We start from the raw sequence: 18,428 nt of genomic DNA, 5'->3' as shown, positions 1-18,428 counted from the left end.
GCCGTTGGTCACCCTTTGGTGCGGCGCTACGCAGACGCGGACACGAATTCCACTAACGCGACACCATCGGCGACCAGATCGCCTTCTGCGACCAGATACGCCTGCACGGTGCCGTCGCCGGGCGCGTGCAGGGTGTGCTCCATCTTCATCGCTTCGAGCACCACCAGGGCTTGCCCGCGCGTGACCGGCTGGCCGACCGCGGCGACCAGCGACACGATGCGGCCCGGCATCGGTGCGGTCAGGCCGCCGGTTTCATGCGCGGGTTGATCGGCTTCGATCAATGCGTCGTGGTGGCGGAAGACCGCACGGTCTTCAGCGCCGATCAGGGTCAGCGTGCTGCCGTCGCGCAGCACCTGTGCGCGCCATTGCCGTCCATCCATCTCCACGCGTAGCGCGGTGCCCTGCGTTTGGTAGCGCAGCGCATGCGTGTTGCCCAGGTCAGTAACCTGCCAAGCATCAGCCAGCCGACGCACGCCTAGCTGGCGCCGCTCGCCTGCGGCCTCCAGCGTGATGGCCTGCGCTGCATGCGCGCCGATACGCCATCCATCGGTGTTTCCCCACGGCGAGAACGGGTCGGCCGGATCGGGCGTGGCGTTCGGCACCGCCTCGGCCATCAACACGGCAGCCAGGCACCACCACGCACTGTCTGGCGCATGCGCTTGCGGAAACAGGGCCGCATGCTCGCGTTCAATCAATGCGGTGTCCAGATCCGCCGAGGCAAACGCCTTGGTGCCGATCAGACGCGAGAGGAATGCACTATTGGTGGTGACACCGACCGCATGGCACTGCGCAAGCGCCTGACGCATGCGTGCAAGCGCGGCGGGGCGATCGATATCCCACACGATCAGCTTGGCGATCATCGGGTCGTAATACGGGCTGATGGTGTCGCCTTGCTCCACGCCCGCGTCGATGCGCACATGCGCACTGGGCGCAGGCAGCTGCAGCTGCCGCAGCGTGCCGGTCGAGGGCAGAAAGCCGCGTTCGGCATCCTCGGCATACAGGCGCGCTTCCAGCGCATGTCCGTGGATGCGCAGTTCGTGCTGACGCTGCGGCAGCGGCCCGCCGGCAGCCACACGCAGCTGCCACTCGACCAGATCGGTACCGGTGATCAACTCGGTCACCGGGTGCTCGACCTGCAGCCGGGTGTTCATTTCCATGAAGTAAAAATCGCCATCCGGGCCTGCAATGAACTCCACCGTGCCCGCACCGACATAGCCCACAGCGCGTGCGGCGTCCACGGCGGCCTTGCCCATCTCTGCGCGGCGTTGTTCGCTCATGCCGGGGGCGGGCGCTTCTTCCAGCACCTTTTGATGGCGGCGCTGCACCGAGCAGTCGCGTTCGAACAGATACACCACCTCGCCCTGCGTATCGCCGAACACCTGGATCTCGATATGGCGCGGCCGCTCGACATATTTTTCCACCAGCACCTGGGCATTGCCGAACGCCGAGTGCGCCTCGCGCTGGCAGCTGGCCAAGGCTTCTTCGAAGGCCGCGCTGGCATCCACGCGGCGCATGCCCTTGCCACCGCCGCCGGCGCTGGCCTTGATCAAGACGGGATAGCCGATCGCATCGGCCTGCGCGCGCAGGAAGGCCGGCGCCTGTTCGTCGCCGTGGTAGCCCGGCGTCAACGGCACGCCGGCGCGTTGCATCAGCGCCTTGGCCGCACTCTTGTCGCCCATCGCGCGAATCGCGGCTGCGGGTGGGCCGATAAACACGATGCCCGCCTGCGCGCAGGCATCGGCAAACGCTGCGTTTTCCGAAAGAAAGCCATAACCCGGATGGATCGCCTGCGCGCCGCTTGCGCGTGCGGCGTCGAGAATGACCTCGCCACGCAGGTAGCTTTGCTGCGCCGGTGCCGCACCGATATGGATCGCTTCATCGGCCAGACGCACATGTCGCGCATCGCGATCGGCATCCGAGTACACCGCCACCGTTGCGATGCCGAGCTTGCGACAGGTGGCAATGACCCGGCACGCGATCTCGCCGCGATTGGCGATCAGGATCTTGTCGAAGTACGGCCGTGTTGCTGCGGTGGATTCGTGCTGGGTCATGACGAAGGTCTCTGCACCCCGCCATGGCGGCGGGGACTGCGATAAAAAAACGGTTGCGTGCATTGCAAGATAAAGACGGGGACTGCTGCTGGCACAGGTGGTCTCCACCGTGATCCGCTACTTGAAAACACGTGCGCGCTCATGCAGCGCTCCAGACAACCTGCGACAAGCTGTTCGCACATGTCTGTGCAGCGCCAACCACTGAAGAGCCGCACATGCAGGCGCATCACCGCCTCACATCCGGAACACGCCGAAGCGTGTCGTTTCGATCGGCGCATTCAACGCAGCCGACAATCCCAGCCCAAGCACACGACGCGTATCGGCCGGGTCGATGATGCCGTCGTCCCACAGCCGCGCACTGGCGTAGTACGGATGCCCCTGCTGCTCGAACTGCGCCCGGATCGGCGCCTTGAACGCTTCTTCTTCCTCGCCCGACCAGGCCCCACCCTTGGCTTCGATCCCGTCGCGGCGCACCGTGGCCAGCACGCTGGCGGCCTGTTCGCCGCCCATCACACCGATGCGCGCATTCGGCCACATCCACAGGAAGTTCGGCGAATACGCACGACCGCACATGCCGTAGTTGCCGGCACCGAACGAGCCGCCGATCACCACGGTGAACTTGGGCACCTTGGCGCAGGCCACCGCCATCACCAGCTTGGCACCGTCCTTGGCAATGCCGCCGTGCTCGTATTTGCGCCCGACCATAAAGCCGGTGATGTTCTGCAAAAACACCAGCGGAATGCCGCGCTGCGTGCACAGCTCGATGAAGTGCGCGCCCTTGAGCGCGGACTCGGAAAACAGGATGCCGTTGTTGGCGATGATGCCCACCGGGTAACCATGCAGATGCGCAAAGCCGGTGACCAGGGTGCTGCCATAGCGCGGCTTGAATTCGTCCAGCTGCGAGTCGTCGACGATGCGTGCGATCACTTCGCGCACATCGAACGGCTTGCGCGTATCGGCAGGGATCACGCCGTAGAGCTCATCGGCGGCATGCCGCGGCGGTAGCGGTGCACGCAGTGCCAATGTTGCTGCCGGTTTGCGCCAGTTGAGCTGCGCGATGATGGCGCGCACGCGCGCCAGGGCCTGCAGATCGTTGTCGGCAAAGTGATCGGCCACGCCCGATATGCGCGTGTGCACATCCGCACCGCCGAGTTCTTCGGCACTGACTTCTTCGCCGGTGGCGGCTTTCACCAGCGGTGGGCCGCCGAGAAAGATCGTGCCCTGCTCGCGCACGATTACCGTCTCATCGCTCATCGCCGGCACGTAGGCACCGCCGGCGGTGCACGACCCCATCACGCAGGCGATCTGCGGGATGCCGTTGGCCGACAGATTGGCTTGGTTGTAGAAGATGCGCCCGAAGTGATCGCGGTCGGGAAACACTTCATCCTGCAGCGGCAGAAACGCACCACCTGAATCGACCAGATAGATGCACGGCAGGCGGTTCTGCTGCGCGATCTCCTGCGCACGCAGATGCTTTTTCACCGTCATCGGGTAATAGGTGCCTCCCTTGACGGTGGCATCGTTGGCCACGATCACGCATTCCACCCCGGACACGCGCCCGATGCCGGCCACCACGCCAGCGCAGGGCACCTGATCGTCGTACATGCCGTGCGCGGCCAGCGGCGCAATCTCCAGCAAGGCGCTGCCCGGATCCAGCAAGGCGTCGATGCGTTCGCGCACCAGCAATTTGCCGCGGGCGGTGTGCTTGGCGCGCGCGGCCTCGCTGCCGCCCAATGCAGTGTGCGCCAGCGTGCTGCGCAGATCCTCGATCACTGCGCGCAGTGCGGCAGCGTTGTGTTGGAAGCTCTCGCCGCTGATCTGCAGCTGGCTGATGATCACGCTCATGATGGCTCCGTCAGGCGGTGCGTTCGAACAACTCGCGGCCGATCAACATGCGTCGGATCTCCGAAGTGCCCGCACCGATTTCGTACAGCTTGGCATCGCGCCACAAGCGCCCGGTGGGGTAGTCGTTGATATAGCCGTTACCACCCAGCACCTGGATCGCCTGGCCAGTGAGCCAGGTCGCTTTTTCGGCCGCGTAGAGAATCGCGCCGGCCGCGTCCTGGCGCGTGGTCTGCCCGGCATCGCAGGCGCGCGCCACCGCATACACGTACGCACGGCAGGCGTTGAGCCCGACGTACATGTCGGCCAGCTTGGCCTGCATCAACTGGAAGGTGCCGATCGGCTCGCCGAACTGCTTGCGCTCGTGCACGTAGGGCAGCACCACGTCCATCGCGGCGGCCATCAATCCCAGCGGGCCACCGGCCAACACCACCCTTTCGAAATCCAATCCGGACATCAGCACGCGCACACCACCGTTGAGCGTGCCCAGCACGTTCTCGGCCGGCACTTCGCAATCGGTAAACACCAATTCGCAGGTATTGGAGCCGCGCATGCCGAGCTTGTCGAGCTTCTGCGCAGTGGAAAAGCCGGGCATGCCCTTTTCGACGATGAAGGCGGTGATGCCGCGTGCGCCGGCGGCCGGATCGGTCTTGGCGTACACCACCAGCACATCGGCGTCCGGGCCGTTGGTGATCCACATCTTGTTGCCGTTGAGCACAAAGCGGTCGCCGCGCGCGTCGGCACGCAGCTTCATCGACACCACGTCCGAGCCGGAGCCGGCCTCGCTCATCGCCAGCGCGCCGACATGCTCGCCGGTGCACAGCTTGGGCAGGTAGCGCTGCTTCTGCTCGGGCGTGGCGTTCTTGCGCAGCTGGTTGAGGCACAGGTTGGAATGCGCGCCGTAGGACAGCCCGATCGCGCCGCCGGCCCGCGAAATTTCTTCCATCGCCACCACATGCGCCAGATAGCCCATGCCGCTGCCGCCGTAGTCTTCTTCCACGGTCAACCCGAGCAGGCCCTGCTCGCCGAACAGGCGCCACAGCTGCGCGGGGAAAACATTGTCCTGATCGGCAGCGGCCGCGAGCGGGGCAATATGGTGGCTGGCAAAGGCCGCCACGCTTTCGCGCAGCAGATCGATTTCTTCGCCAAGCGCGAAGTTCAAGGACGGCACGTGCATGGAGCGACTCCGCAAGGATCGGGGTGTGCCGGGTAGGAGCGGGCAGGCCGCACGGCGTTTGTGCGCAGCCTAGCGGTCCGCAGTGAAAAAGTGAACTAAAATTCAACTATTGAACCCAGAATCACACCATGGCTTATCGACGCTCCGCCCTGATGGAAGAACGCCTTGCCGGCAACCGCGAACGCATCCTGCACGCAGCTCGCGCCCTGATCGCCGAAGGCGGGTACCGCAATGCGCCAGTGACCGCCGTCGCCGCCGCAGCAGGTGTCTCGACCGGGCAGATTTACCGACATTTCCCCTCAAAAGCTGACCTTTTCGTGGAAGTTCTCAATGAGGCCGTGCAGCGCGAGATGACCATTCTGCGCACCATCGCCACCACCCAGGCCAGTGCCGCCGAGCGTCTGCGTAACGCCATCGCCACGTTTGTACGGCGCGCGCTGGCCGGTCCCGCGTTGGCCTACGCGTTCATCGCCGAGCCGGTGGAAAGCGAAGTGGATGCCGAGCGCATCCGTGGCCGGCGCCTGTTTGGCGAGGTGTTCCGCCAGCTGCTTGCCGAAGGCGTGGCCGCCGGTGAGTTCCCGCAGCAATCGCTGGACGCAGCGGCGGCCTGCATCGTCGGCGCCTTCACCGAGGCCTTGGTGGGCCCGGTTGCCCCCAGCCGCAGCGACCCGCAACAGGGGGAGCAGCTGGTCGAGGCGATCTGCGGCTTCTGCTTGCGCGCGGTGGGTGCGCGGCAGGTGTCGAGCTGACAATGCACTGACCGAGGTGTCTGCTGTGCCGTATTAATCCACTTGAGTGTGCATATACTGTGCACACTTACCGGAGTCGCCCATGGTCGCCGTCCTCAATCCCCTGGCCCTGACCGAACGCCTGCGTGTGCCAGACCGCACCATCCTGTCGCCATCGGCGATGGCCGGCCTGCTGGATCTGTCGCAACAGGAACTGGCCGAACTGGCCGGCGTGCATCGCAACAGCCTGCGCGTGCACCCGGAAAGCCCGCGCGTGCAGGACCTGCTGCGCAACCTGTCGCGCTTGCTGGTGGCGATGGCGCAAGTCCAACCGGACGAACGCCAGGTGGTGTTCCACCTCAAGAACACGCCGATCCCCGCGTTCGAATTCGCCACCTTGCTGGAGGTGGTCAAACAGGGCCGCACCGACGATGCATTGACCTACCTGCGCACCGTTGAAGCCGGGGCTGCCGGTTGAAGCTGAGCGCCCCGGCGCACTGCACGTTGTATCGCGCCTTCACTCCGCGCTGGGCCGCCGAACCGCTGAGCGGCGCCGGTGCCGCGCGCTCGGGCGGGCGCTTCAATCGCTTCGGTCAACCAGCCTTGTATCTCTCGCAGCAACTGGAAACCGCTGCCGCCGAATACGCGCAGGCCTCGCCGTTTCTACCGCCATTGACGCTGGTCAGTTACGCCGTCGATCTGCCCGCGTTGGCCGATCTGCGCCTGCTCGATGCAAGCTGGGATCCGCTCTGGGCCGATTGGACCGAGGACTGGCGCAAGGCCCTGGTCAACAAGATCGAACCGGTGAGCTGGGTACTCGGCGACATGCTGCGCGAGGCGCTAATTCCAGGCGTGATCTTTCCCAGCATGGCGTTGCCGGAGGGCATCAACGTGGTGCTGTTCCTGGACATGCTGCAGCCTGAGCAAGTGCTGCACGTACTCGACGATGGCCGCCTGCCGCGCGACGGGCGGAGTTGGGGCGATCCGCCGATCGTGGTGTAATGGCGCGCGCGCGATGCATGACGCCACGATCGAATTTTCAACCAACCAACAGCTGCACCACACCGGCCAGCACTGGCGCGGCCACAGCTGTCGGCAGAATCAAGCCACGCCGATACGGCAGCAACCACAGCGACAGCAACGCCGCAGCACCGGTCAAGGTGCCAATCCACAACACCGAACCGATACCCCAGCCCTGCGCGTGCACCGCCAGGCCAAAGGTGAGCAGCAACAGCAGCCAACCTAGCGCCCGCAATTGCCGCGAGCGCGCAGCGCCCAGCATGCGGCCACGCACTTCCTGCTGATGCTTGTCCATCGCCAGGCATAACGCAGCGAATCCCGAAAAATTCAGTGCCAGCAAGAGCAATACACTCATGCGCTTTCCTGCATCGGCACGCTGTTCTGCGCAGACGCAGACGCAGACGCAGACGCAGTGGCGCGCGCGCGTCGCGCAGATGCCGATTGCGGTGCCTTCCAATGCTGCAACCGCCAACCTGCGATCCCCAGACACACGCCAAGGAACAGGCACACCAGATCGACACCGGCCAGCGCCCATTGCCCGGCCGGCAACGTCACGCCCAGATGCACATCGGTGGTGATCGCATTGAGCAGCGGCACCAGCGCAAACAACGCCGCGCCCAGATACAGCTGCCAACTCCACATCGCGCGCCGTGGCCAGGCGAAGGCGGCCAGCAATGCGGTGGCCCATGCAGCGAAAAACAGATTGGCCTCCATCGCCGCGCGTGCGTCCAGCGTCACCGGTAGCAATCGGTTGGCCCAGAAGAAACTGGCAAAGGCGATCGGCAAGCCGGCGACCGTGCCGATGTTGAGCGCATCCACCAGACGCAGCCCGAAGCCGATGCGCCCGGCCTTGAGATGTTTGGGGCGTTCTTTCACCGCCCACATCACCACACCGCTGGCCACCATCAAACAACCGAGCAAACCAGAGCCAAAGAACAGTGCGCGCATCCATGGCCCGGCGAAGTGGGCGATATGCAGGCCCACCATCGTGCCGCGCGTCTGGCTGGCACCGCCCGGCGCGCCGCTACGCTGCAGGCGCTGGCCGCTGATCGCATCGAACAGAATGGACGGCGCATCGGTCGAGAGACTGCCGGCCACCTGAGTCACGCCGACTGCGGCATGCGCATCGTTGGGAAGCGACACCGCCACGTTGCCGATCTCGCCACCGCGCCAGTCGCTGCGCGCACGTGCCACGAACTGTTCCAGCGGCAGCATGCGCGCCGGTGTGCCCGATGCCTTCCGCGTATCGGCAACCCGGTTGGCGGCTTCTTCGTAGAAACGCATTTCGTTGTCGGGGTATTGCGCCTTGATGCCCCACGGCAGGTACATGAACATCAAGGTCACGATGCCGGTGTAGGTGATCATCGCGTGGTACGGCAACGCGGTCACCGCGCTGACGTTGTGGAAATCCAGCCACGAGCGCAGGCCCTTGCCCGGGCGAAAGGTAAAGAAATCCTTGAAGATCTTCTTGTGCGTGATCACCCCGCTGATGATCGCCACCAGCATGAACATCGCGCAGAAACCCACGATATAGCGCGACCACAGCACCGGCAGATAATGCAGATCGAAATGCAGCCGATAGAAGAAGTCGCCGCCCAGGGTGTCGCGTGCGGCGATCTCCTGGCCGGTGGCCGGGTCGATGATGGCATTGCCATACATCTCGCGGCGACTGGCGGGTTTGCCATCGGCTGGCGCAGGATTTTGCCAGTACATGCTCACCACCGGATTGCGCGTGTCCGGCAAGGTGATGTTCCAGCTCTGCGCATCGGCTGCATGCGCTTGCAGATACTGTTCGGCGCTGCGCAGTGCGGTCGCGTTGCTCACCGTGGTGGTGGGCAGTTCCGGGCGCATCCAGCGGCTGATTTCGTCGCGGTAATAACTCGCCGTGCCGCCCATGAAGATCAGCAGCAACACCCAGCCGACCAGCAGGCCGGTCCAGGTGTGCAGCCACGCCATCGACTGGCGGAATCCCTGCTTCATGCCACGCTCCGTTGCAGCCATGCGGCCAGCGCGAACATCAGCGCCGCCGGCACCGCGATGCCTGCCCACGCCCGCCACACGCTGGCGGTGGCAAAGGCCCACAACGGGGCACACGCGCACACCACGATGCCGACCAGCATGCTGGTCAGCACCGCTTCGCTGGGCGGCATCGGCAGTACCAGCGCCAGCAACAGATTGGTGGCACTGGCGAGCGCGTAACCGCCAAAGATCGCGGCCAGCGTGCGCGCAAGCACGCCCAGCCAGGGGCGCCTGAACCAGGGAAGCGACAGGGGCGGGGCGGTAGACATCAGCTGTGCTGCATGTGCGGCCGACTTACTCGGCCAGGAAGGTCAACGTGCTGATGTGGTGGATCATCGCCACCTGCTTGCCGGCGACCTCGCGCTTCACCGGCTCCTTGTTGGTGGCGACCAGGATGTGGCGGCCGGCGCGCAGCTTGGGCAAGGTCACCTGACCCTTGGCATCGGAGGTCAGCGTCTTCTGCCACTTCTGCGGGTCGATCACGGTCACCTCGACCTTGGGCAGCGGCTTGTTGCGATAGAGCACGGTCAGCGTGTTGCTGTTGGCGGCAGTGGGCACCAGTTCGAAATCGAGCTTGGCCGCGGGCGTGGCGCGGCCGGCGCGGGCGTAATAGCTCACCGTCTCGAAACCGCCGGCTTCGCCCTTCCACGGTTCGAACACGCTGTCGTCGCTGAGCCAGGCATCGCCGGTGCCGGACAGCGGCGCGGTGAGGAACTCGCTGCCGCGCTGCAATGCGCCGGCCTTGCCGGCCGTGCCGAACACGGTCGGCTTGACCACCCGCTTGATCTCGTCTTCGCCGTGGTCGAGGGTGTCCTGCGCCGGCTCGCCGAAGTAGATGCGCACCGGGCCGCTGCCGTCGCGCTCGATCCAGATTTCATGGGCCTGGGCAGACAGACTGATGCTGGCCAAGGCCAGGCAGGACAGCAGAAAGGACTTCATCGCGGCGACTCCTCATAAGCGGGACCGGGCGAGGCGAGAACCGCGTCACCGTGGGTTGATGGGAATGATACGCAATTCCACGAAACGAGACCAACGCGCCATCCGGGACCTGCGGGTTCGACCAGCGCCTGCTCATCATGCGGGAAGCGGGTTCTGCCGCAGAAGGGTAGTGCCAAGCGGCCATGTCATGCGGCATCGCGGCAATTTGCCGGCGGCACGCCAGGTGCCTGCGCACAAGACGTACCGCCCGCCAAGCTGCAGGACGCATCGCGGCGATAACTGTCATGCACAGTGGCCAGACTGGCGCGAACTGTGCTCTATACTCCGGCGCTAGCAGAGGTCTTCGACCAACAGCCAGGGGTGAGCGCGTGCGGAATTACGACCTCGAGTTCCTGAAAAAATTCTCGATGGTGATCGGACTACTGGTAGTGATCACCCTGGGCCTGATCGCCCTGGCAGCCTATTTGCAACGTGCCATTCCCGACGAAGTCTCGCCCACTGCGGCCAAACGCGTGCAGCAACGCATCGCACCGGCCGGTGCGGTGTATGCCGGCACCACCGGCGCGTCCGCACAAGCGGCGGCTCAGGCAGCAGCACTGGCCAAGGCCTCCTCGCAGTCCGCCTATGGCGGCAGCACCGACGGCAAGACCATCTTCGACAATCTGTGCACCGCCTGCCATACCACCGGCGTAGGCAAGGCGCCGACGCTGGATCATTCGCATTGGGACGCGCGCATCGCCCAGGGCAAGGACACCTTGTACAAGCACGCGATCGAGGGCTACACCGGCCCGGACGGCGGCATCATGCCGGCCAAGGGCGGCAACCCGGCGCTGACCGAAGAACAGGTACGTGCCACGGTCGATTGGATGCTGGGCAATCTGAAGTAGGCGCCTGAAACAAGCGGCTCCACGCACCATCTGGTCGCAGTTCGCAGCGGTTTGTTAGCCTGTTGCAACGCTCAGCCGCTCATGCGCCGCCTTCCGGGCGGCGCTTGCATTTTGGTCTACGTCTTTCTGGAGTGTGTCGATGTCGCGTTGCTCGCTTGTTGTGCTCGGTGTGATCGGTCTGCTGGCTCCGCTGCTGGGCAGTGCCGCCGATGGCGCGCCGCAACGCCTGTCGATTGCCGATGTGCAGGGCGAAGACACGCGTAGCCCCTACGACGGCCGCGTGGTGGAGGTCGAAGGTATCGTCACTGCCGATACCCGCATCGGCCTTGCCGGCCTGTTCGTGCAGCAGCCCGGGTTTGAGCCGCGGCGCTCGCACGGCCTGTTCGTCACCGGCGCCGGCGATGCCGAGGTGGCAGCGGGTGATCGCGTGCGCGTCATCGGCACGGTGCGCGAAGTGTCGGCAGGCGGCGAGGCGAGCCTGACCACGGTGGATGCCAGCAGTATCGAGCGGCTCGCCAGTGGCCAGCCGGTACCGGTGCGTATGCTCAGCGGGCCGCCGGCCAACTGGGAAGCGCTCGAAGGCGAGCATGTGCGCATCGCTGCGTTGACGCTCAACGGCAGCGATCGCCTGGAGACTTACGGCGAGCTGGTCGCCGCCTTCGGTGGGCGCGTGTGGCAGCCGAGCGAAGTGGCCGCGACCGGCACTGCGGCTTTCACGCAGCTGGAGGCGGAGAACGCACGCCGCCGGGTGCTGCTGGACGATGCACGCAATGGCCGCAGTCCCAAAACGGTGGCCTATCTGCCGGCAGATGCGGTGTTGCGCACCGGCAGCCTGCTCAAGTCGGTGGATGGTATCGTCGACCAGCGCTACGACGGCAACTACCGCATCCAGGTGCTGAATCCGCTGACGCTGCCGGCGATGCCGACTGCAGTTACGCCGCAGGTCGGCGGCGATCTGCGTATCGCCTCGTTCAATCTGGAGAACTTCTTCAACGGCAATGGCCGCGGCGGCGGGTTTCCGACCAAGCGCGGTGCGCGCACGCATGAGCAGTTCCAGGCGCAGCTGGCCAAGCTGGTGTCCACCATCGTGCCGTTGCGTGCCGACGTGGCCGCGTTGATGGAGCTGGAAAACGACGGCAACGGCGCCGATGCCGCAGTGGCGCAACTGGTGGCTGCGCTCAACGCTGCCGGCACCGACAAGGACTGGCAGTTCGTGGACACCGGCAGCGGCCCGGGCGATGACGCGATCCGGGTTGGCATCGTCTATCGCAGCACCCAGGTCACCCCGGTCGGCAAGCCGGCCACGTTGACCGGCGGGCCGTTCGACAGCCACAGCCGTGTGCCGTTGGCGCAGGCGTTTCGCAGCACCCGCGGCGCGACCTTCGTGGTGGTTGCCAACCACTTCAAGTCCAAGGGGTGCGGCACCGCCAGCGGCGCCGATGCCGACCAGCGTGACGGCCAGGCTTGCTGGAACGCCACCCGCACCGAGTCGGCCAAGCGCCTGCACCAGTGGCTGCAGACCGACCCCACCGGCGCGCAGACCAAACTTGCCGTGCTGCTGGGCGACTTCAACGCCTACGCCATGGAGAGCCCGATGCGCAGCCTGCGCGCCAGCGGCTGGCAGGATGCGTTCGCGGTGGCCGGAGTGAAACAGCCTTACAGCTACGTCTACGATGGCATGAGCGGGCGGCTGGATCACGCGCTGCTCAGCCCGGCGATGGCCAAGCAACTGCGCGGCGCGGTGGAATGGCATATCAACGCCGATGTCATGGACGATGCCGGCTACGCCAAGCGCAACCTGGCCGGTCCGTGGCGCAGTTCCGACCACGACCCGGTGCTGCTGGGCTTTTCGCTGTAGCGCAAGCTGGCGTTCGAATCCCGCTGCAGGCGCGTGCGCGACACGTGCTGTCTGCAACGTGTTTTCGCGCGCTGCTGTGCTGCCATGGAAAAAAGGCAGGCCGCGAGCACCTAGTTCGCGCAATGCCCCGAGCGGCGACGTAGCCGCAGATTGACCAGGTGGGTGCTGGCCAGCAGCAGGCTGCCAGTCACAGTGATCGGGGTCTCCAGCGTGCCGCCGGCCACCCCGCTTGCGCCGAGTACCAGGCCGGCCAGTCCGAATGCCGCCAATGCCCACACCGGCGCGGGCAGTGCGTGTCGGCGATGGCTGCTCCACAGTGCGTAGCCGCTGAGCGGCACGGCGGCGGTGGCGAACACCACATGCACCCATTCGGCCCGGCTCCAGGCGCCTAGCAGCGGGAGTGCGGCGGCCAGCAGCGGCAGGGCCAGACAGTGCAGCAGACACAGGCTGGACAGCGCGATGGCCGAGCGATCCAGCACAGAAGCGGTAACGCGCATGGAGCGTGCCCTGTCGAGTAAGTGTTATATAGTAACACTTCACTCCAGCCAGGCTCTCAGGATGTCCCTGTCCCCCAAGCGCGATTCACGTCTTCCCGTCACCGTGCTGTCCGGCTTCCTTGGTGCCGGCAAGACCACCTTGCTCAACCGCATCCTGCATAACCGCGACGGCCTGCGCGTGGCGGTGATCGTCAACGACATGAGCGAGGTCAACATCGACGCGCAGCTGGTACGCGACGGCGGCGCGGCCCTGCGACGCACCGAAGAAACGCTGGTGGAATTCAGCAATGGCTGCATCTGCTGCACGCTGCGCGACGATCTGCTGCAGGAAGTGCGGCGGTTGGCCGAGCAGAAGCGCTACGACTATCTGCTGATCGAATCGACCGGCATTGCCGAGCCGATGCCGGTGGCGGCCACCTTCGCGGTGCGCGATGCCGACGGCTTCAGCCTGGCCGACATCGCCCGGCTCGACACCATGGTGACGGTGGTGGACGGCAGCCGCTTCCTGCAGGATTTCGGCTCGGCCGCCACCCTGGCCGAACTTGGCCAGCAAGCCGGCCCGGACGACACCCGCGGGCTGGTGCAGTTGCTGGGCGAGCAAGTGGAGTTCGCCGACGTGCTGGTGATCAGCAAGTGCGACCGTATCGATGCATCGCAGCTGCAACGTCTGCGCGCGGTATTGCGTGCGCTCAATCGCGAGGCGGCGATTGTGGATGCCACGCATGGCGAGGTGCCGCTGCGCAGCTTGCTCGATACCGGGCGCTTCGATTTCACCCGTGCGCAGCTGGCGCCGGGCTGGATGCAGGAACTGCGCGGCCAGCACACGCCGGAGACCGAGGAATACGGCATCAGCAGTTTCGTGTACCGCGCGCGCCGGCCGTTCCATCCGCAGCGCTTCGCGCGGATGGTGCACAGCGGTCTGCCGCAGGTGATTCGCAGCAAGGGCTTTTTCTGGCTGGCCAGTCGCATGGATTGGGTGGGCGAGTTGTCCAGCGTAGGCGGTGCCACGCAAACCAACGCCGCCGGCTTCTGGTTCGCCGCGCGCCATCGTGTGGATGCGCACGCGATCGGCGAGCCGCTGCAGACCAGTATCACCCCGCTGCCGTACACCGACATTGGCTGGCAGCGTCAGCAGATCCAGTGCTGGACCGCGCCGCTGCCGCAATTGCACGAAGTAGGCGATGCCAGCGAATACGCCGCGATGCAGCGGCTATGGCATCCGCTATGGGGCGACCGCCGCCAGGAGCTGGCGGTGATCGGCGTGGACATGGATGCGCCGGGCACGCGCGCTGCGCTGGACGCGTGCCTGCTCAGCGATCACGAACTGCGCCAGGGCCCGGCGCAATGGCAACTACTGGATGATCCGTTTCCGCATTGGGAGCGGTGAAGCGACTTGGTCCTACTGCCAAAGTCAGCCCGCCGGCAGCCCGTATGTCATCGGCTACACGCTGCGCAAAACTTTTCGTGGCGTGCAGGATGCAAAACCACATGGGCGCCGACTGCTGTCGGCATCTGCGCTGACCGCGTGGCTGCAGGGGCGTGCCGAGTTTCGACTCTCACAAATAACCATTGTCGATTGCCTCTTGATGATCGTTACGTTCTATGTCGTAGGACCGCTTACGCTCTTGCGCTGTGGTTGGCATCAATGACATCTGTCGCGGCGCTCCAATTTTATGCAGATGGTTGTCTGTTTGCTCGGTGATATTCTTCAGAGAAACCAGATTCTTGTAGCCCTGCATCATGCGTCGAAGACGCACTATCCCGGGGGAGGGCATGGCGCCTTCTTCAAGGGACTCCAGGTACCGCTCGGCGAGCGCATAATTCTTCTTCAACATATCTCCATCGATGTTCTTATTGATGAACTCCCATAACTTGGCGCTGTTGAAGTTCACCGCGACTGCGTTGTCTTTGACCCATGACTTGGCGCTGTTGAAGTTCAACGCGACCGCGTTGTCCTTGGATGTGGAGGGAAGCGCGATGGGTTTCGGTGCAGGAATGTCTTCAACTGGTGCGAGCGCGGCCAATAATGTTTCGAGCTGAGGAACGCGGCCTTGCGATAGTGCGGGTGCGACCGGTACGAGCTGTGGTGTTGGCACGGTATGCTGCGGATGCTGCCTCTTATCACGGCGCATTTGCTGGGGGAGGGGGGCTTGCAATTGCGTTGCCGAACGTGAATCAGACGCCGCGTGCTGCGAGCGCTGCCCATCAGCACGGCGCACATTGTTGGAAGATGCCAGTTGCACTTTCCCGGCTTCCTTCAGGGCAAGCATGTTCTGGTAACCCTGCATCATGCGCTTCAGTTGGCGCATCTTGGCAGGCGGTGCGCCGCTTTCCTCCAGACTGTCCAGGCGCCTCGCTGCGCGCGTGTAAGATTTTTTCAGCACCTCTTCGTCAACAAACTGGAGTTGTTTCTCAAGCGATTTCAACTCGCGCTGATTATGTTCCCTGGCAAACTGCGGTGTCGCGCCGGTCGTGGCGTGTGGTGCAGAGATGTCTTGCATCGGTGCGAGTGCGGCCAACAGTGCATTGAGCTCGCTGTCGCGGACTTCATTGCGCTTGGTGAGCAGCGCATAACGCTGCTCTATCACCTGCTCTTCTGCTGACGTTGCATCGCGATCCTCAACAAACAGCTGTTTGCTGATCTCGTTGTAGCGTTTGTTGATCTCCGCAAAATCCTGAGTCAAGCGGCGTAGCGAGGGTTGCCGTTCCATGCGCGCGCGCGGAGAGGCCACTGTCGACGACGCTGGCTCTACTGCAGGCGGCACAGATCGCGCGCTCCCCGCGTTGTGTCGCGGTTTCGGCTGCTGCGGGGTTTCGCGATGCCTTGCGTTGGAAATGGACGCTTGCAATCCGTGTTCGGTGCGAGGTTGCTGCTGTGCCTGCTGCACATGCCCGGGTCCGGGCATGACCGGCGATGTCGCCAGTGGCGGAGAAACTATCGGGATAGGTGCCTGCTTGATCGGAGCTGGCCGCGGTATGGAGGCAGTCCGCTGTGGTTCCGGCCCCTTTGCGCGCGCTGGCCCGGTGGCCTGTGGAGCAGGCTGCTGCCGGCGTGCATCGACAACGGGCTGCGCGTCATGCCCTTGCGGTGGGCGATCCTGCGTGGCCACCTGCGTCACGTAAGGCCCGGGCGCAGCTGAGGTGCGCGTTGGCCGTAGCGCTGAAGAGCTCATGTGCATTGACGGCAGCTGCTTGCGCAAGGACTCGAATGATTTGCGCGCGGACGCAAGAAAGGCTTGGGTAGATGTTTTCGCCGCGCCCTGCGCTTTGCTGCGCTTGTGCGCTTGAGACAGCGGATGCTGCGTGGTCGTCTCAATGTGCTTTGTGGTCGTGGTCGAGGCGGGGCTGAGCGGTTCTGGAGCGACCCGATGGCGGCTGCTCGAAAACGGATTTAGGCGCATAACGAACTCCTGTGGGTCGTACGTGCCCACAGTAGCGACCGCCTCCGATGGCGTGATGCAGGCTGCGAACCGGCGTCGCGCAAGCCGAAATGTCACTCTTCAATCGATGTGCACACCGCAGGCGATCGCCGCACTTGCAGGTGCCGTCCTCCGCTCGGCGTCGAGGTATCCAAAAACGTGGTCATGCATGTCCGTCGCCTTGCTTCCGCTGTTGGCGGACTTCCTTCAGGTTATTTATCGGAGCCGACAGTCGTAGCCGCCAGGGTGCGGTAGCATTGCATGAGCCGTTGCAGTTTCAGGATCCGTTCGCATGGCGCAGCGCTTTCCTGCAAGCCATCCAGCTGCATTTCGGCATGCCTGAAGACCTCGGCCAGGCAGGTTGCGCGAGCCATCGCGTTCAATGCCAGCGATCGCACGTGAGCGCGCTGCATCGCATCGTTGTGCGTATTGGTCCGCTGGTCGGCTGTCGTGGTCGGGGCATCCACTTGCTCCAACGGTGCAAGTGCTTGCAGCAGAAACACCAATTGACTGTCGCGTACCTGATTGCGCCGCGCCAATAGACGATTGCGTTGATCAAGCACGCGTTGTTCCTGCGGCATTGCCTGGCGCTCCTCAAGAAACAAGCGCGTGGTGATGGCGTGGTATTGCGTGTTGAGTTGGATCAGACGGCGGTTCATGCCTTGCAACAGAGACCGCATTCCAGCGCGCGGCAATCGCGCAGCGCCTGGCGGTGATGCGTGGGACGCAACACCTGCCAAGCACGGCGATGATGGAAGCCAGGCCTGCGCTGCCTGTTGCTGCGTCCGTTGAAGCGCGCAGGCAGGTGCTTGCTCCTGTCGTGCGGCAGGCGCATGCCGCACATTTACACCGCCAGCCGCCGCAGGCAGCCTGCGCGGTTGGGCGAACAGCCGCGACGTGCCTGAGCCGCAGGCACCGGTTGCATCTGCGGCAGCGCTCGTTGCCTGCCGCTCTTTCAACCAGGGATTCAGCCGCATGATCCACTCCAACCGGACGACAAGCCCTGTGTGTGGTCGCTACGGTATCGAGCTTGTTTTACCGAACCCGGTACGCTGCGAACAAACGGCCCACTAACCGAACGGCTGATGTTTTCAAGCGGTGTACATGCCCCATGCAATGGCGGCGATCGCCGGGACCGCCAGCAGCAGACCCACGCATACGCGTGTACCGAGACGCTCCTTGAACCCGAGCGCGCCCACCAGCACGCCAAGGACGACCACGCCGATGTTCATGCTCGCAAAGACCGTAGCGGGGCTGTGCGGCAGCGCTTGATGGGCGCGCACATAGCAAAAGATGTTGCCGAAATTGAGCATGCCCAGCAGCACGCCGGCCACGACGTTGCGGCCGTCCATCCGCACGCCGCGTGTCCAGCGCAGACCCTGCAGCAGCGACATCAGGACGAAGGCGATGGCGAAGCACAGTGTGAGCGAGGTCAGCGACGACGTACCGGCCTGCGCGATGGTCTTGAGCAACAGATCGATCAGTGCAAAGCCCATCCACACACCCAGTAGCCACGGCCACGCAGCCAAGGGCGCTGGCGCAGCGCGGTCGCGCGGATCTGCGCGTTGCACGATGCATACGATGGCCAGCAGGCCCATGCCCAGTCCAGTCAGCTTCCATCCGTTGAACGGTTCGCCGAACAGGGTGAAAGCCGCCGCCAACGACAGCAGCAACGACAAACGTTGTGCCATCTCGGTACGCACGATGCCGGCAGTGGTCACGGCGCGCGCCAGCACCATGAAGATCGACGGCAACGCAACCGAAAGCGCCAGCAATGCTGGCCACGGTGTGGACGGCGCATGCAGCGTGTCCAACGCAGGATCCAGCAACAGCCACGCCAGGACGGCAGCGGTGGCGTAGTTCCAGGTGATGGTCTGGGAAGCATCCAGGCGATAGCGCGGCACCAACTTGAGAAGCACCGACACCAGGACACTGCAAACAACGGCAAACAGCAGGAAATACATAGGCAACGCAACGAAGTGTGCAGGCAG

17 protein-coding genes are annotated in these 18,428 nt (G+C 64.6%); 6 read left to right on the top strand and 11 right to left on the bottom strand.

Going from position 1 to position 18,428, the window contains the following annotated elements; all coding sequences use genetic code 11:
* Positions 1-26: 26 nt before the first annotated feature.
* From NYR97_RS06755 to NYR97_RS06745, 3 genes are all read right to left on the bottom strand, one after another.
* Positions 27-2,051 (bottom strand): acetyl/propionyl/methylcrotonyl-CoA carboxylase subunit alpha, encoded by a 2,025-nt coding sequence (locus NYR97_RS06755; protein WP_316697205.1) that lies wholly within the window; start codon positions 2,049-2,051, stop codon positions 27-29.
* A 234-nt stretch (positions 2,052-2,285) separates the two neighbouring features.
* Complete coding sequence (locus NYR97_RS06750; protein ID WP_316697203.1) at positions 2,286-3,896, bottom strand: carboxyl transferase domain-containing protein; 1,611 nt, start codon at positions 3,894-3,896, stop codon at positions 2,286-2,288.
* A 10-nt stretch (positions 3,897-3,906) separates the two neighbouring features.
* Positions 3,907-5,070 carry an isovaleryl-CoA dehydrogenase gene (locus tag NYR97_RS06745; RefSeq protein ID WP_006450091.1) on the bottom strand — a complete coding sequence of 388 codons (1,164 nt, stop codon included), beginning with the start codon at positions 5,068-5,070 and terminating at the stop codon, positions 3,907-3,909.
* Positions 5,071-5,198: 128 nt separating this feature from the next.
* On the opposite strand from NYR97_RS06745, the gene NYR97_RS06740 reads away from it, so the two are divergent.
* The 3 genes from NYR97_RS06740 to NYR97_RS06730 all read left to right on the top strand — a co-directional run bounded on the left by NYR97_RS06740 (position 5,199) and on the right by NYR97_RS06730 (position 6,800).
* On the top strand, positions 5,199-5,819 hold the full coding sequence (locus NYR97_RS06740; protein ID WP_316697202.1) for a TetR/AcrR family transcriptional regulator: 621 nt from the start codon (positions 5,199-5,201) through the stop codon (positions 5,817-5,819).
* Between the two features lie 82 nt (positions 5,820-5,901).
* Positions 5,902-6,276 carry a hypothetical protein gene (locus tag NYR97_RS06735; RefSeq protein ID WP_006450089.1) on the top strand — a complete coding sequence of 125 codons (375 nt, stop codon included), beginning with the start codon at positions 5,902-5,904 and terminating at the stop codon, positions 6,274-6,276.
* Positions 6,273-6,800, top strand: a complete 528-nt coding sequence (locus NYR97_RS06730) for an RES family NAD+ phosphorylase (RefSeq protein ID WP_316697200.1) — start codon at positions 6,273-6,275, stop codon at positions 6,798-6,800. The genes NYR97_RS06735 and NYR97_RS06730 overlap by 4 nt, the downstream gene beginning before the upstream one ends.
* Positions 6,801-6,837: 37 nt before the next feature.
* On the opposite strand, the gene NYR97_RS06725 is transcribed toward NYR97_RS06730, so the two are convergent.
* From NYR97_RS06725 to NYR97_RS06710, 4 genes are read right to left on the bottom strand one after another with little or no spacing between them, the layout of a single operon-like run.
* Complete coding sequence (locus NYR97_RS06725; protein ID WP_043888837.1) at positions 6,838-7,173, bottom strand: DUF3325 domain-containing protein; 336 nt, start codon at positions 7,171-7,173, stop codon at positions 6,838-6,840.
* Entirely contained in the window at positions 7,170-8,798 is a 1,629-nt protein-coding gene (locus tag NYR97_RS06720; protein ID WP_316697199.1) for a PepSY-associated TM helix domain-containing protein, read from the bottom strand. Before NYR97_RS06720 ends, NYR97_RS06725 begins: the two co-directional genes overlap by 4 nt.
* The gene (locus tag NYR97_RS06715; protein WP_128417191.1) at positions 8,795-9,106 is read right to left on the bottom strand and encodes a DUF3649 domain-containing protein; all 312 of its coding nucleotides are present in this window, start codon (positions 9,104-9,106) and stop codon (positions 8,795-8,797) included. Before NYR97_RS06715 ends, NYR97_RS06720 begins: the two co-directional genes overlap by 4 nt.
* Before the next feature lie 25 nt (positions 9,107-9,131).
* Positions 9,132-9,776: a DUF4198 domain-containing protein gene (locus NYR97_RS06710; protein WP_316697198.1), complete on the bottom strand. Its 645-nt coding sequence runs from the start codon at positions 9,774-9,776 to the stop codon at positions 9,132-9,134.
* 368 nt (positions 9,777-10,144) lie between these two features.
* Between NYR97_RS06710 and NYR97_RS06705 the strand changes: the two genes are divergently transcribed.
* Entirely contained in the window at positions 10,145-10,663 is a 519-nt protein-coding gene (locus tag NYR97_RS06705) for a c-type cytochrome (RefSeq protein WP_074058609.1), read from the top strand.
* 139 nt (positions 10,664-10,802) lie between these two features.
* The gene (locus tag NYR97_RS06700) at positions 10,803-12,521 is read left to right on the top strand and encodes an ExeM/NucH family extracellular endonuclease (RefSeq protein WP_316697196.1); all 1,719 of its coding nucleotides are present in this window, start codon (positions 10,803-10,805) and stop codon (positions 12,519-12,521) included.
* A 110-nt stretch (positions 12,522-12,631) separates the two neighbouring features.
* Here NYR97_RS06700 and NYR97_RS06695 read toward each other — a convergent pair whose 3' ends face one another.
* Positions 12,632-13,018, bottom strand: coding sequence for a MerC domain-containing protein (locus NYR97_RS06695; protein ID WP_316697194.1), 387 nt, complete (start codon positions 13,016-13,018; stop codon positions 12,632-12,634).
* 61 nt (positions 13,019-13,079) lie between these two features.
* Here NYR97_RS06695 and NYR97_RS06690 point away from each other — a divergent pair, with 61 nt between their 5' ends.
* Entirely contained in the window at positions 13,080-14,405 is a 1,326-nt protein-coding gene (locus NYR97_RS06690; RefSeq protein WP_316697193.1) for a GTP-binding protein, read from the top strand.
* 169 nt (positions 14,406-14,574) lie between these two features.
* On the opposite strand, the gene NYR97_RS06685 is transcribed toward NYR97_RS06690, so the two are convergent.
* The 3 genes from NYR97_RS06685 to NYR97_RS06675 form a co-directional block, all read right to left on the bottom strand.
* Positions 14,575-15,729 (bottom strand): hypothetical protein, encoded by a 1,155-nt coding sequence (locus NYR97_RS06685; protein ID WP_316697192.1) that lies wholly within the window; start codon positions 15,727-15,729, stop codon positions 14,575-14,577.
* A gap of 920 nt (positions 15,730-16,649) precedes the next feature.
* Positions 16,650-17,096 (bottom strand): hypothetical protein, encoded by a 447-nt coding sequence (locus tag NYR97_RS06680; RefSeq protein WP_316697191.1) that lies wholly within the window; start codon positions 17,094-17,096, stop codon positions 16,650-16,652.
* A 432-nt stretch (positions 17,097-17,528) separates the two neighbouring features.
* Positions 17,529-18,401: a hypothetical protein gene (locus NYR97_RS06675; RefSeq protein ID WP_316697190.1), complete on the bottom strand. Its 873-nt coding sequence runs from the start codon at positions 18,399-18,401 to the stop codon at positions 17,529-17,531.
* Between the last annotated feature and the right edge of the window lie 27 nt (positions 18,402-18,428).

Source organism: Xanthomonas hydrangeae, assembly GCF_032697525.1.
Taxonomy (GTDB): Bacteria; Pseudomonadota; Gammaproteobacteria; order Xanthomonadales; family Xanthomonadaceae; genus Xanthomonas; species Xanthomonas hydrangeae.
This window is presented reverse-complemented; position numbering and strand designations above follow the sequence as displayed.